12 protein-coding genes are annotated in these 13,425 nt (G+C 67.9%); 6 read left to right on the top strand and 6 right to left on the bottom strand.

Going from position 1 to position 13,425, the window contains the following annotated elements; genetic code table 11:
* Positions 1 to 72: 72 nt before the first annotated feature.
* Positions 73 to 1,581 carry an FAD-dependent monooxygenase gene (locus tag OV287_RS22680; protein ID WP_267536123.1) on the top strand — a complete coding sequence of 503 codons (1,509 nt, stop codon included), beginning with the start codon at positions 73 to 75 and terminating at the stop codon, positions 1,579 to 1,581.
* Complete coding sequence (locus tag OV287_RS22675; protein ID WP_267536122.1) at positions 1,499 to 2,182, top strand: lipase maturation factor family protein; 684 nt, start codon at positions 1,499 to 1,501, stop codon at positions 2,180 to 2,182. Before OV287_RS22680 ends, OV287_RS22675 begins: the two co-directional genes overlap by 83 nt.
* Here OV287_RS22675 and OV287_RS22670 read toward each other — a convergent pair.
* From OV287_RS22670 to OV287_RS22655, 5 genes are all read right to left on the bottom strand, one after another.
* Entirely contained in the window at positions 2,116 to 6,486 is a 4,371-nt protein-coding gene (locus OV287_RS22670) for an RCC1 domain-containing protein (protein ID WP_267536121.1), read from the bottom strand. The two genes, OV287_RS22675 and OV287_RS22670, sit on opposite strands and share 67 nt — an antisense overlap.
* Positions 6,487 to 6,554: 68 nt before the next feature.
* Complete coding sequence (locus tag OV287_RS56475; protein ID WP_373371839.1) at positions 6,555 to 6,848, bottom strand: hypothetical protein; 294 nt, start codon at positions 6,846 to 6,848, stop codon at positions 6,555 to 6,557.
* Between the two features lie 9 nt (positions 6,849 to 6,857).
* The gene (locus OV287_RS22665) at positions 6,858 to 7,433 is read right to left on the bottom strand and encodes a transposase (RefSeq protein ID WP_267542271.1); all 576 of its coding nucleotides are present in this window, start codon (positions 7,431 to 7,433) and stop codon (positions 6,858 to 6,860) included.
* Positions 7,336 to 7,773, bottom strand: a complete 438-nt coding sequence (locus tag OV287_RS22660) for a helix-turn-helix domain-containing protein (RefSeq protein ID WP_267532196.1) — start codon at positions 7,771 to 7,773, stop codon at positions 7,336 to 7,338. The genes OV287_RS22665 and OV287_RS22660 overlap by 98 nt, the downstream gene beginning before the upstream one ends.
* A 135-nt stretch (positions 7,774 to 7,908) precedes the next feature.
* Positions 7,909 to 8,304, bottom strand: coding sequence for a GFA family protein (locus OV287_RS22655; RefSeq protein WP_267536120.1), 396 nt, complete (start codon positions 8,302 to 8,304; stop codon positions 7,909 to 7,911).
* A gap of 239 nt (positions 8,305 to 8,543) precedes the next feature.
* Here OV287_RS22655 and OV287_RS22650 point away from each other — a divergent pair, with 239 nt between their 5' ends.
* The 3 genes from OV287_RS22650 to OV287_RS22640 all read left to right on the top strand — a co-directional run bounded on the left by OV287_RS22650 (position 8,544) and on the right by OV287_RS22640 (position 11,255).
* A complete protein-coding gene (locus OV287_RS22650; RefSeq protein ID WP_267536119.1) occupies positions 8,544 to 9,128 on the top strand; it encodes a hypothetical protein in 585 nt (194 codons plus the stop codon).
* Positions 9,129 to 9,335: 207 nt separating this feature from the next.
* Positions 9,336 to 10,010, top strand: a complete 675-nt coding sequence (locus OV287_RS22645) for a helix-turn-helix domain-containing protein (RefSeq protein WP_267536118.1) — start codon at positions 9,336 to 9,338, stop codon at positions 10,008 to 10,010.
* A 51-nt stretch (positions 10,011 to 10,061) separates the two neighbouring features.
* Positions 10,062 to 11,255 carry a hypothetical protein gene (locus OV287_RS22640; protein WP_267536117.1) on the top strand — a complete coding sequence of 398 codons (1,194 nt, stop codon included), beginning with the start codon at positions 10,062 to 10,064 and terminating at the stop codon, positions 11,253 to 11,255.
* 97 nt (positions 11,256 to 11,352) lie between these two features.
* Here OV287_RS22640 and OV287_RS22635 read toward each other — a convergent pair whose 3' ends face one another.
* Entirely contained in the window at positions 11,353 to 12,267 is a 915-nt protein-coding gene (locus tag OV287_RS22635; RefSeq protein ID WP_267536116.1) for an NmrA family NAD(P)-binding protein, read from the bottom strand.
* 106 nt (positions 12,268 to 12,373) lie between these two features.
* On the opposite strand from OV287_RS22635, the gene OV287_RS22630 reads away from it, so the two are divergent.
* Positions 12,374 to 12,925, top strand: a complete 552-nt coding sequence (locus OV287_RS22630) for a TetR/AcrR family transcriptional regulator (protein ID WP_267536115.1) — start codon at positions 12,374 to 12,376, stop codon at positions 12,923 to 12,925.
* Positions 12,926 to 13,425: the final 500 nt, after the last annotated feature.

Genomic DNA, 13,425 nt, shown 5'->3' with positions numbered 1-13,425 from the left:
CCATCAGCCAGCGCTCCGAGTTGCCTGCATACAAGCAGGTTTCCGGCGCGGAAACAATCGAGCCCGTGACGGATGCCGGTCGAAGGCCGGGCCGGCGTAGACCGCGCGGCCATGACCATGACCCAGCATGCAGTGGTGATCGTCGGAGGCGGACCGACGGGGATGATGTTGGCGGCCGAGCTCGCGTTGGCGAAGGTCGACGTCGCGATCGTCGAGCGGCGCGAGACCCAGGACCTCGACGGCTCGCGCTCACGCGGCCTGCACGCACGCACCATCGAGGTTCTCGATCAGCGTGGAGTCGTGGATCGGTTCCTATCGCAGGGGCAGGTGGCGCAGGTCGCGGGGTTCGCGTGGATCCCGCTGAGCATCAGCGACTTTCCCACCCGGCATCCCTACGGGCTCGGCCTCGGGCAGAAGGAGTTCGAGCGCATCCTGGCCGGCTGGGTCAACGAGGTGGGAGTGCACATCTACCGCGGACGGGAAGTGACCGGGTTCGCACAGGACGACAGCGGCGTCGACATCACGCTCTCTGACGGTCCGTCGCTCCGGGCCGAATATCTCGTCGGATGCGACGGCGGACGCAGCGTGATCCGGAAAGCAGCCGGCATCGAGTTCGCCGGATGGGATCCGACCGTGAGCTGTCTGATCGCCGAGGCCCAGATGGCCCAGGAGCCGAATTGGGGGATGCGCCGCGATGCCATCGGCGTCCATGCCTTCGCCAGGTTGGCGGAGGGCCGGGTGGGGGTGATGGTGACCGAGCGGCAGATCGGCCCCCGCGGCGAACCGACGCTCCGCGAGCTCAGCGACGCGCTCGTCGCCGTCTACGGGACCGACTACGGGATCCACAACCCCAACTGGATCTCCCGGTTCACCGACCTGACTCGGCAGGCCGCGGCCTACCGCGACCGACGCGTTCTGCTGGCCGGCGATTCCGCACACGTTCACTTCCCCGTGGGCGGGCAGGGCCTCAACATCGGCGTGCAGGACGCGGTGAACCTGGGGTGGAAGCTGGCCCAGGTGGTCAAGCGAACCTCGCCCGACAGTCTCCTCGATTCGTACCAGCTCGAGCGCCACCCGGTCGCGGCACGCGTGCTGCGCAACACGATGGCGTCCATCGCGCTTCTTCGATCAGACGACCGCGTCGAGGCGTTGCGAGAAACCGTCGCCGAGCTGCTCCAGATGGACGAACCCCGCAAGCGAGTCGCCGGAATGATGTCGGGTCTGGATATCCGCTACGACCTCGGCGAGGGACACCCGCTGCTCGGACGCCGCATGCCGGATCTCGACCTCGTCACCGCAAACGGCCCACGGCGCGTCTTCACGCTGCTGCACGAGGCCCGGCCCATTCTGCTCAACCTCGGTGAGCCCGGCGGCTTCGAGCTCGCTCCCTGGGCAAATCGGGTGAGCATCGTCGACGCTCAATACGGTGGCCCCTGGGAACTTCCTGTCCTCGGGGCGGTCACCGCGCCCGCCGCCGTGTTGATTCGGCCCGACGGCCATGTGGCCTGGGTGGGAGACCGAACCCAGCTCGGGCTCACGGACGCGCTCACCCAATGGTTCGGGCCGCCTGCCGCGGCGTAGCTTCCTCGCCGCGTTCCTCGGCCCGGCTTGGAGCGCGGTGCCCTCCCCTATCCTCTGGCTCTTCCGGTGGCTGCTGTTCCGCGTGGAGTTCGGGGCCGGGCTCATCAAGACGCGGGGTGATCCCTGCTGGCGTGAGCTCACCTGCCTCTACTACCACCATGAGACACAGCCGATGCCGAACCCGCTCTCCTGGTACTTTCACCGCCTGCCCGGGCCGCTGCACCGGCTCGAGGTTCTCGGCAGTCACTTCGCCCAGCTCGTCGCGCCGCTCATGCTCTTCTTCCCGCAGCCGATCGCCTCCTTCGCGGGGCTGGTGATCGTCATCACCCAGGCCTGGCTCGTGCTGAGCGGCAACTTCTCGTGGCTCAACTTCGTGACCCTCGTGCTCGCCGCCTCGGCATTCGACGATGCCGCACTCGCACGCGTTGTACCCCTCGAGGGAGCCAGCACGACGGTGGTGGCCTGGCACGAGGGTCTCGTCATCGCATTCCAGGGGACACCGCGGACAAGCGGCCCGCGGTGTCCCCAAGCCCACTACGGGAGCGTCACGGTGACTGGCGTCGAGCGCCAGCCCAGGGTGCCCTGGGCGAGCTGGCCGTAGAGGTTGCCGCCCCAGCTGGCCGTGGTGCCACTGCTCCGTCGGGCCAGCGAGAAGTCTCCACCCGCGGAGACGGCCGTCATGCCGAACAGCTCATTGCTCACCAGGACGGGCGAGTTGGCATTGGTATTGGAACCATCGCCGAGCTGGCCGTGGGAGTTGCTGCCCCAGGTGTAGACGTAGCTGTACGCCGTCATCATCACGACGTGGGCGCGTCCCGCGGCGAGGCTGTCGGCGTTGTAGCCCTCATACGCCTTCACCGGGACGGAGCTGGAGAGGAAGGTGCCATTCCCGAGCTGGCCGGAGCCGTTGAGGCCCCAGCCCCACACCGTGTAGGTCGTCGCGGCCACAGCGAACCCGTCTCCCGCGGCGATGCGGAGGGCGGGCGGCAGGTCCAGCACCTCCACCGGCACCGTGGTGGAAAGGGTGAGGCCATTTCCGAGCTGCCCGTGGGTGTTGTCGCCCCAGGTCCACACGGTGCCATCGCTCGTCAAGGCCATGGAGAAGAAGTCGCCCGCGGAGATGGCGGTGACGTCCGTGAGACCGGGCACCTGGGCCGGGGTGTGGCGCGAGGTGGTGGTGCCATCCCCGAGCTGCCCGTGGGTGTTGTCGCCCCAGGCCCACACGGTGCCGTCCGAGGCGAGCGCCAGGGTGTGCTCGCGCCCCGCGGAGACGTGGGTGATGGGAGTGCTCAGTCCCGCCACCTGCCCCGGGGTGGCGCGCGAGGGCGTGGAGGAGGAGGAGCCGAGCTGGCCGAAGGCGTTCCTGCCCCAGCTCCAGACGCTGCCGTCATCCTTCAGCGCGAGGGAGAAGGAGTCACCCGCGGACACCTCGATGACGTCCGAGACGCCCGTCACCGTCTGGGGGGTGGCGCTGTCAGCGGAGGTCCCCAGCCCCAGCTGGCCGAAGAGGTTGCGACCCCAGGACAGGACGGTGCCGCTCGAGGTCACGGCCAGCGCATGGCTCGTCCCAGCCTCCCACGCCGACGCGGTGTCGAGCAGGGAGGTGTTCGTCAGAACCAGGCGCGGGCCGGACGCGGGGTCACCGAGCTGGCCGAACTCGTTGCTTCCCCAGGTGAGCAGCGAGCCCGTGCCGAGCAGGGCGGCGCTGAAGGAGGTGCCGGCGGCGAGGGCCACCACACCGGAGGCGCCCGTCACGGCCACCGCGTTGCGGCGCAGGAGGATGGTGCCATCTCCGAGCTGTCCGTAGGAGTTGTATCCCCAGGCCTGGAGGGTGCCGTTGGAGAGCCGGACCAGCGAGTGCTCCGGGCCCGCCGCCACCTCCACCGCGCTCGTCACTCCCGATACCTGCACCGGAGTGGAGCGGGCAAGGGAGGTGCCGTCACCGAGCTGGCCCAGGATGTTCTGACCCCAGGCCCACACGGTGCCGTCCGCGCGCACGGCCAGCGAGTGGGTGGCCCCCGCGGCGATGGACTTCACGCCCGTCAGCGATGACACCTGGACCGGGGTGGAGCGGCCCGTGGTGGTGCCATCTCCGAGCTGACCGGAGCTGTTGCTGCCCCAGGCCCACACGGTGCCATTCCTCTTGAGCGCCAGGACATGGCCGCCACCCGTCGAGAGCGCGACGACGCCCGTGAGGCCCGGCACCTGGAGCGCCGCGCTCCGGTGCGTGGTGGTGCCATCTCCGAGCTGACCGGAGCTGTTGTCACCCCAGGCCCACACGGTGCCGTCCTCCTTGAGCGCCAGGGAGACATGGCCACCCGCCGCCAGGGAGTGGATGCCCGACAGGCCCACCACCGACACCGGGGTGTTGCGCTGCGTGGTGGAGCCCTCGCCGAGCTGGCCGAAGGCGTTGTATCCCCAGGCTTTGAGGGTGCCATTGCAGAGCAGGGCCAGCGAGTGGGAGGAACCGGCCGCGGTGGCCTGGACACACGTGAGGCCCGGCACCGCGCCAGACGCGGTGCGCAGTGTGGTGCCGCCCGTTCCGAGCTGGCCGTTGGCGTTGCCTCCCCAGGAGCGCAACGTCCGATCGTCCCGGACGAACAGCGTGTGGGAGCCACCCGTGGCGAGGCGGAGAACGGGGGGGCTGGGAATGAAATGGACTCCCGTCACCTCGACCGGCTTGTGCGAGATGACGGAGACCCCCTGACCGAGCTGGCCCTGGTAGTTGCTGCCCCAGGCCCAGACGGTGCCATCCGTGGTCAGTGCCAGGGAATGAAGGCCGCCCAGTTCGATGGCCGTCACGCCGGTGAGCGCCTGCACCTGCACCGGCAGGGAGCGCTGCGTGGTGGTGCCGTCGCCGAGTTGGCCATCGAGGTTGCGGCCCCAGGCCCAGACGGTGCCATCGCTCTTCAGCGCCATCGATTCGTAGAATCGAGCGGAGACCGCCGTCATCCCGGTGAGGCCCACTACTTGCGCGGGGGTAGTGGAGTGAGAGGCCGAAGTGCCGGTGCCAAGAGTGCCTACGTGGTTGCCACCCCATGCCCAGACGGTGCCGTCACTCTTGAGTGCCAACGCGTGGGAACTGCCCGCTTCGATGGCCGTCACACCCGTGAGGCCCGTCACCTGCACCGGGCTGGAGCGGCTCGTGGTGGTGCCATCACCGAGCTGTCCGTATGGGTTGTTGCCCCAGCCCCAGACGGTGCCGCCACTCTTGAGCGCCAGGGAGAAGTCTTCACCCGCTTCGATGGCCGTCACGCCCGTGAGGCCCGTCACCTGCACCGGGCTGGAGCGGTTCGTGGTGGTGCCATCACCGAGCTGGCTGTATTGGTTGTTGCCCCAGGCCCAGACGGTACCGTCGCTCTTGAGTGCCAGGGAGGAGTTTCCATCCGCGGAGATGGCCGTCACGCCCGTGAGGCCTGTCACCTGCACCGGGCTGGAGGAGTTCGTCGTGGTACCATCGCCGAGCTGGCCGTTGAAATTGTTGCCCCAGGCCCAGACGGTACCGTCGCTCTTGAGCGCCAACGCGTGGTAGGCGCCCGCTGCGATGGCCGTCACATTCGTGAGGCCCGTCACCTGCACCGGCTCATTGCGCAACATAAAGGAGGAGCCGATGCCGAGCTGGCCCAGCTCGTTGGCACCCGTGGCCCAGACCGTGCCATCGCCCTTCAACATCAGGGAGAAGCTGTACCCCGCGGAAATGGCCGTCGGGCCGAGGATCCCCCGCATCGGCACCGCGTTGAGGTAGGAGATCTTCTCCCCGACTCCCAGCGCCCCGAATCCGTTGGTTCCCCAGGTCAGGAGGGAGCCATCGGAGTGCAGGGCGAGGTTGTGGAGAGCGCCCGCGACCACGTCGACGATGCCCGTGAGACCGGACACGGGCACCGCGGTGAGGTGCTGCCTGGCATCGCTGACACCGAGCTGGCCGGCGGTGTTGTTGCCCCAGGTCCACACGGTGCCGTCACTCTTGAGCGCCACCGAGTGCTCGCGGCCCGCGGAGAGGACCATCACGCCGGTGAGGTCCTGCACCTGGACCGGAGTGAGGCGGTTCGTGGTGGTGCCGTCGCCGAGCTGGCCGGAGGTGTTGCTACCCCAGGCCCACACGGTGCCGTCACTCTTGAGCGCCAGCGAATGTCCGGCACTCGCGGCGATGGACGCCACGCCCGTGAGGCCCGTCACCTGCACCGGGGTGGTGCGGCTCGTGGTGGTGCCGTCGCCGAGCTGGCCGTCGGAGTTGTACCCCCAGCTCCAGACGGTGCCGTCGCTCTTGAGCGCCAGCGAGTGCTGGCGCCCCCCGGCAATGGCTGTCACCCCCGTGAGCGCCGTGAGCTGCACCGGAGTGAAACGGTTCGTTGTGGTTCCGTCGCCGAGCTCGCCGATGGCGTTGTGCCCCCAGGCCCAGACGGTGCCATCACCCTTGAGTGCCAGCGAATATCCGCTGCCCGCGGAGATGGCCGTCACGCCCGTGAGACCCTGTGCCTGCACTGGCGACAAGGAGGAGGTGCTGGTGCCATCGCCGAGCTGGCCTGAAGCGTTGTTTCCCCAGCCCCAAACGGTGCCGTCGGACTTCAATGCCACGGTATGCGCTTCGCCCGCCGCGACGTCCACCACGTTTGAAATGGCGGTCACCGACACGGGGGTGTTGCGCTGGGTTGTCGTCCCATCGCCGAGCTGGCCGGAGGTGTTGCGCCCCCAGGCCCAGAGCGTCCCCTCCGCGGTGAGATACAGCGAGTGGTATTCCTTCGCGCTCAGCCGGGTCCGCGGGGAGAGAATGGCGGCACGCGCCGTCCTCGGCGACGTCTCGTCACCTCCCTGGGTGGTCTCACGGCCCTCGCACCCCGCCGCCAGCATCGCGCCCATGAGCGCCATCAGCAGCAGGGCATTCCTCGAACGACTTCCGCGTTGCATTGATTTTCCCTCTGGAACTCCGCGCGCCACACCGTGGGCGCGCGAAAGAGGGGCGCAACAAACCCCATTCAGAGGAGCTCGAGCAAGGGGTGGGCGCTACGTTGCCCCGCTCGCGCTTTCGTAGTGCCGCTCGTTCGCGACCGGCGGGCGTCCGCCCGAAGAGACCGTAAGCCCTCGAGGGCCCCCCAACCCCCTCGCGGGCTCAGCCTGAGCCCCGCCTCCATCAGCTTCGGAAGCGGATGCTGCTCCAGGCCAGGGCAGACGTGCAGCGCCACATTGCTGGACGGGCACACCTCCAGCGGGATCTGGTGCTCTGCCAGGTACTCGACGAGGTTCGGTGTGACTGCTAAGCGGTCCGCCATAGATGTTGTTCACTTTTTCCGCAGGCGGTTTCGGTAGCTCATGAAGCCGCTGCGGACAGCGGCGAGCAGTTCAGCGAGCGTGGGGTAGCTCCGACGGGGCATTTCGTAGGACTTCACCACGCCGAAGACGGGCTCCACCTCGTTGAGTTCCGGCGAGTACACCGGGAGAAAGAAGAGGCGCACGCCGCGCTTGCGCAGTTGCCTACGGCGTTGGCGGATGAAGCGGCTGGTGTGGATGTTGACGTTGTCCAGGACAACGGTGCATGGCCGCTTCCCCGTGGGTAGCAACAGTAGGAAGTCGAAGACATCCGCACTGGTGAGGGAGCGGCCCTTCACGGTGAAACGTAGGGCTCGCTGGCCGTCGCGAATGCCGTAGGCGGCCAGGGCGTTGGCGCGCCTGCCCTTGGTGGCCTCATAGGCAATGAGCTTGCGACTGCCTCGGAGCGTCCAGCTGTAGCCCGTCGGCTGCGTGGGTGCGAAGCCGCACTCATCGAGGAAGAAGAGGTCTAGCCTCCGGGCGCGGGCTTTTTTTGAGCGTGGTGAGCTTGCGGCGCGCCCGCTCCACCGCCTCGGGCTGCTGTAGATGCTCCAGGCTCGACTTGGTGCGGCGCCAGCCAGCGCCCAGTTCCGCCAGGTAGCGCTCCGTCTGCCGGGCACTCATTTGAATGCCCACCCCAGCCAATGCCTCAGCCAACTGGGATGATGTCCAGGTACGTGGCTCCGAGAGGAACTTCTCGAGCATGCCCACTACCATGGCGTGTCGCTCAACATCCGGCACTGGCCCCGGTAGCTTGCGCTCCAACGCATCCAGGCCCTCGTGGCTCCAGGCCTTGAGCACACGGCGCACAGTAGCCGCATGCACTCCCAGGTACTCCGCAATCCGTGGGGGCGACCAGCCCGAGGCGGACAGAAGAATCATCTCCACGCGGTCGCGCTCCCACGGAGTGGCCCAGGACGAGCGGCCCCGCTCTCGGAGCCGCTCCCTATCCTCTGGGCTCACATCTGCACGCAGCATCGCAGATGTGTACAACATCTATGGCGGACCGCTTAGCAGTTGAATTCAGCGGGTGAATTCTTCTCTCCGAATGAGCCCATCGTCGGGCACTTCGTAATAGTCACCCTGACTGCCCAGGTAGATGTGCGCCTTCGGCGTCAGGCCGGTCGGGGCGTCGAGTGTCCCTGCGCAGATCGACATCTTCGGCGCGCCCTCCTCGTCCCAGAACAAGCTCGACCCGCACTCACCACAGAAGCCCCTCCGCACCGTTGCGGACGCCGCGTACCACCTCAGCCCGCGCTGTTCAGTCAATTCGAACCCGGGCCGGTCGACGGCGGTGTAGGCGCCGACGTGCCCGTGCCATCGACGGCACTTCGAGCAGTGGCAGAACGTCACCGGCGTGAGTTCGAGGGTGATGCCGTACCGCACTGCGCCACATGCACATCCGCCGGTCTTCATCATGCGTCGCCGTATAGCAACACCGCGGGTGTGACTGAAGCACAGGCGAAATCTCGGCCCATGAGATTCGCTCTCGCTTGACCATGCTTGCGGCAGTCACGGTGTTCTTTTCTTTATCCACAGAATCACAAACATACAGCGCTTGATTTGATTGACATGATTCAACCACTTGCGCCACTAATCGTGGTGGCGGCGCATTCGTCGCCATGACTGTCCACCCAGAACCCCACCTCGCTCCCTAAATGAAACGAATCTTCCTCGCCGCATCACTCGCGCTGCTCCCCTTGGCGTTTGCCTGCCAGCCGGAACTCGATGCCTCCAGTGAGCAGGAGCCTTGTGCCACCTGCGAGCTCGGGGCGGCAATGCCAGAGGCGACGGCGGTCCCGTCCACCGCTCAGAGCCCGGATGAGGCCCTCTCCGACGCCAACCGCAACGCGCTGTCCTCGGGAGACCTGAGTGTCATTGGTTTGACCGGGGTGCCCTTCGCCAGCATGGAGGCGGTTGAAACCGTGCGGTATGAAGACACCTGGTACGTCCACGTGGAGACGGCCTACTACGTCACCTTTTGGGCCGATCGCGCCCGCACCAGCCCCATCAATCTGGGCGCCGCCATCCAGCTGAACTACCTCTCCACGTACTACAACTACATGTACAACACCTCGATGAAGTCCAACCTCAGCACCAACCTCCAGCCTGGCAGTCACAGCTATTACATTGGAAGTGGCACCTATGAATGCGACTACAATGCGAATGGCACTCCTGATCATCGTTGCGATGAGACCTACCTGTCCCTCAGGACCGGCGTCGGCTATGATGCGAGCTATTGAGCGCTAACGACTCATGAAGCGATGGGGTACCCCGAGGACCTTCTCGGGGGCCCCAGACCCCAGCAATCGCTTCCATGAATCGGGCAGGTTAGCTCGAGCAGTTCGAGCGGCGGGTGGGCTGGAAGTTGGACCCGCGTGAGCCTTGTGCTCCAATCCGCGCGTCGGCCGCCAGCACGGGGCCCGGGAACGACGTCTCACGAGGCCGCGATGCCAGCGTCCCACATCTCCAAGCAGGCGACGCGCCAACGGTTCGCTGCCACCGACCGGCTGGCGCGACACCGCCATGACACCGGCTATATCGCTGTCGTCGTCTCGGGTGGTTATGTCGAGGCGGGCGATGCGGGCCGCTTCCACCTGCGCGCCGGCCATGCCGTTGTCCACCACTGCTTCGAGGCGCATGCGGACCAGTTCGGCGCCGGGGGAGCGGTGGTGCTGAACCTGCCCTTGCCTGGCGCCGCGTCCATCCCGCCCGCGGTGCTGCTCGAGGAGCTCGACGCTGTCGTCCGGACCGCCGAGCGCGATCCACTGGCGGCGGCCAGGCTCGTGATCGCCTCTCGCTCGAGGCCCGCACCGGCGCAGGCGGACTGGCCCGACCTCCTGGCCGCGGCCCTGCGCGATGACCCGCTGCTGCTCCTGGCCGAGTGGGCCGAGGCAAGCGGCATGGCGCCAGAGACCCTGTCGCGGGGCTTCAAGCGCGCCTATGGCGTGTCGCCCAAGGCCTACCGGGCGCAGGTGCGGGCGCTCACGGCGTGGCGGAGGATTCCCAGCTCTCCGCTACCGCTGGCGCAGCTTGCCGCGGAGCTGGGCTTCGCCGACCAGGCGCACATGACCCGCGATGTCCACGCGCTGTGCGGCCGGACTCCGACGGCGCTGCGGCGCTGAGCGTCAAGTGGATTCAAGAATGGCTGGCCGATGGCCGCTACACCCTCGGCCATGAACCGACGTGACTGCCTGCTGACCCTCGCTGCCCTGCCGATCGCCGCCGCCGCCACCCTCTCCCCGAGAGGGGCGCGAGCCGGTGTCCCGTCCACTCCACGCACCCGCTGGCTCGTCTCCGCCTCCGAGGGACTGGATGCCCTGTGCTTCCTCGGCCCCCTGTCGGGTGACCCCTTCTACGCCCGTTACTACTCCGACGAGCTGGCCCAGATCGTGCCAAAGCTCGGAGCCGACATCATCGGCACCCTCCAGCAGCTCAAGGCCTCTGCGGGGAGCCGGAACGTGATGCTCGGGCCCTTTCTCTCCGTGGTGTTCTCCGCGGGATCCACTGCGACACTCGCCCAGGTACGCAAGGCGCTCGACGAGGCCGAGCAGCTCCTGTTCCCCGGCTTTCGCGCCAGCGCCTATTGGAACGAGAAGTCCTGGGCCTGGATGATCGACAGCCGGCCGGCGCTCCAGCGTGTGCTCGCGGCGTTGGCCGCGGCGGACTTCCCGGCCTTGCGGCAGAAGGTCATCGGCGACCGGGCCGAGCGGCGGATCGCGGCACTCCGCCAGCGGCTCGCGGGCATCGATGTCATCGCCGAGCAGGAGCGGCTGCTCGGCCGCCGCCTCGAGCCGGCGATCACCATCGAGCTGCTGCACTTCTCCAAGCCTCATGGCATCAAGGTCATCGGCCAGCGCTTCCTCACCCACCTGGACTACGCCGACGAGGTCGTCATCCGCAACGCGGCGCACGAGATGCTGCACCCGCCGTTCGACGTCGAGAGCCCGCCCATCCGCGCCGCGCTCTCCGTGCTCGAGCGAGACCCGCTGCTCGCACGCATCGTCACCGAGCACAACCCGAGCTTCGGCTACACGACACTCGAGGGCCTGTTCAACGAGGACACCGCCGAGGCGCTGGATCAGCTCGTCAGCGAGCGGCTCGGCGTCGCAAAGCCCGCGGGCGAGCGCTGGCGCAAGCATGATGATGGCATGCACGTGCTGGCGGCCGGGCTCTACGGCCTGCTCAAGGCCGAGGGCTATGACAAGACCGGCGGGGTCATCCAGGACTGGCTGGGCCGGGCAGCGAAGGACGGGCGATTGGCGCCAGCCTCGCTGCACGCGGCAGCGGCCAGCGTGCTCAAGCTGCCGAAGGAGCGGCTGTGGACGCCACCCGCCCAGGGCGTTCAGACGAAATCGCCACCGCAGTGACCCTGGTCAGCATCCCTCCTCGACCCCTCGGCTCCTGCCCTCTCCCTCCACACGGCCCCCTTCCCGCCTATACGCACGCGCGCTGCCGGGCGGACGGTCAGGTCTTCTGGCGACGCTGGCGCAACCAGGTCTCGAAGCTCATGGGCGACAGGCCGTAGGCGCGCGCGAGCTCCGGTCGTGCCAGCACCGGGGCGACATTCATGTATGTCAGGCCTCGAGCCATCACGGGGTGCAGCCCGGCCGCGATGGCCTCGTCGACCGTGGCGGACCAGGCGGTGTACTCCCGGCCGTCGACGCGGGAGAGCACCTCGGCGATCTGCGGAGGCGTGAGCACGTCCCCCGCGAGCTGCAGCGTCACGCCGTGGAACGTCTCGGGATGCAGGAGGGCCGCCGCGGCTGCCTTACCGATGTCCTCCGGTGCAATCAGCGGGATGGGGCGGTCCGCCTCCAGGACGGTGACCCACCTGCGCCCGTCGACGAAGCTGGAGGGGTCCAGCATGGGGTGGTCCATGAAGGTGGCGGGGAGGATGAGGGTCCAGTGCGTGAAGCCCGCGCCACGCACGAGCTCACAGGTGGCGAGCTTGTTCTCCCAGTACACCTCATGCGCCTTCCATCGCCCCTCCGACCAGCCCTCGATGTGGCGGTGGTCCCCGACGCCGGACGTCGCGGTGTGCACGAAGGTCTCGACGCCCTCGGCGAGCGCGGCCTCGACGAGGTTCCTGCCCTGCTGGCGCTCCTGGCTGTGGTCGACGCCCGTCGCCGAGATGATGGGGGATTGCATCGAGAAGACCGCCCGGGCCCCGGCGCAGGCGGCGCGCAACGACGCCGGATGGTCCAGGTCCCCGACGACCACCTCCGCGCCCGCCGCCGCGAGCGCTCGGGCATTCGGCGCCTCCGGATTGCGCACCAGCACGCGCACCGCCGGGTGGCCTTCGGCCAGCAGCGCCCGGGCCGTGGCGCCACCCTGGCGCCCCGTGGCGGAGGTGACGAGAACCGTCTGCTTGCTGCTCATGGGGCAGCTCCTCTTGTAAGTGGGGGACCCCACCGTTTATTGTCGGGGTCAAATACGGAGGGGGCCCCCGTTTGTCAAGGAAGGTGGCCATGAGGAGAGGAGCGCCGTGGAGTCGGTGAAGCCCTTGCGAGCGGATGGACGACGCAATCGGGAGCGGATTGTCGCGGCGGCGGCGGAGCTGGTCGCCAGGGATGGCGCGCAGGTGTCGCTCGAGGAGGTTGCCCGGAAGGCGGGGGTGGGCTCGGCGACGTTGCACCGGCACTTCTCGTCGCGGCAGGCGCTGTTGGAGGCGGTCTTCCGTGACGGCGTCGCGCAGCTCTGCGCACGGGCCGCCGCGCAGCCGGGCAGGAGTCCCGCTGCCGAGCTGGCGGCCTGGCTGGAGGAGGTGACTGTCTATACCGCGACCCACCGCGGGCTCGCCGCCGCGCTGCTGGCCGGCCCGGAGGGGCTCTCCCCCGAGAAGCTCTGCTGCACCGACATGTTGCGCGAGGTGTTGGACGTCCTGGTGGTCCGGGCGTCATCGGCGGGCGCGATTCACGCCAGCGCCACGACGGAGGACCTGATGAAGCTGGCGAACGCGATTGCCGTCGCCAACGAAGACGACGCACCCACGGCGCGCCGGGTGCTGCGCCTCGCGCTCCTCGGCATCCGTCCGTGAAGGACGCCGAGCAGGGCGGCGCGAGCCATCCGCAGGCCTGCTAGACGACGAAAAACCGGGACTTCGGCGGCAGGTATCGGGCCTCCCGGTTCAACACGAAGCGCACCAGTTCTTGGTGACTGCTCCAACTCGTCCAACAATCGGACAAGTCATTGGTGCACAGCCCAGGCGCCTATACGCTATCGGCTTCAGGCTTATCTGCCGGCTTCAGCAGTACCGAGGAGCGCAAAGACATCCACGGCCTGAAGGTCTGGTACCTGGCCAACTACATCTGGTCGTTGGAATGCCGCCGCTTCGCCGTCGACCCGGTGGATGGGGCGGCCCGCTGCTGAGCCAATGGGGTTGTCGCGAGAAGCCGGTGGAAATCATCGCATTCTTGGAAAACGACTCTCCTCCTCTCATCAGGGCCGCTGCACGCCCCTGGCTCCGCCCGATTCGCAACGGACACACTATTGAAATGCCGTTGCTGATGCATTGACGTTTCCTTCGGGAATGAAGGA

The organism is Archangium lansingense, assembly GCF_026626635.1.
Classification (GTDB): domain Bacteria; phylum Myxococcota; class Myxococcia; order Myxococcales; family Myxococcaceae; genus Archangium; species Archangium lansingense.
This window is presented reverse-complemented; position numbering and strand designations above follow the sequence as displayed.

What these genes read in the sequence shown, in the direction of transcription:
- OV287_RS22675 (WP_267536122.1), top strand. Translation starts at nt 1,499, where the DNA reads ATGTGGCCTGGGTGGGAGACCGAACCCAGCTCGGGCTCACGGACGCGC.
- OV287_RS22650 (WP_267536119.1), top strand. Translation starts at nt 8,544, where the DNA reads ATGAAACGAATCTTCCTCGCCGCATCACTCGCGCTGCTCCCCTTGGCG.
- OV287_RS22655 (WP_267536120.1), bottom strand. Translation starts at nt 8,304, where the DNA reads ATGATGAAGACCGGCGGATGTGCATGTGGCGCAGTGCGGTACGGCATC.
- OV287_RS22640 (WP_267536117.1), top strand. Translation starts at nt 10,062, where the DNA reads ATGAACCGACGTGACTGCCTGCTGACCCTCGCTGCCCTGCCGATCGCC.
- OV287_RS22680 (WP_267536123.1), top strand. Translation starts at nt 73, where the DNA reads ATGCCGGTCGAAGGCCGGGCCGGCGTAGACCGCGCGGCCATGACCATG.
- OV287_RS22645 (WP_267536118.1), top strand. Translation starts at nt 9,336, where the DNA reads ATGCCAGCGTCCCACATCTCCAAGCAGGCGACGCGCCAACGGTTCGCT.
- OV287_RS56475 (WP_373371839.1), bottom strand. Translation starts at nt 6,848, where the DNA reads ATGGCGGACCGCTTAGCAGTCACACCGAACCTCGTCGAGTACCTGGCA.
- OV287_RS22670 (WP_267536121.1), bottom strand. Translation starts at nt 6,486, where the DNA reads ATGCAACGCGGAAGTCGTTCGAGGAATGCCCTGCTGCTGATGGCGCTC.
- OV287_RS22635 (WP_267536116.1), bottom strand. Translation starts at nt 12,267, where the DNA reads ATGAGCAGCAAGCAGACGGTTCTCGTCACCTCCGCCACGGGGCGCCAG.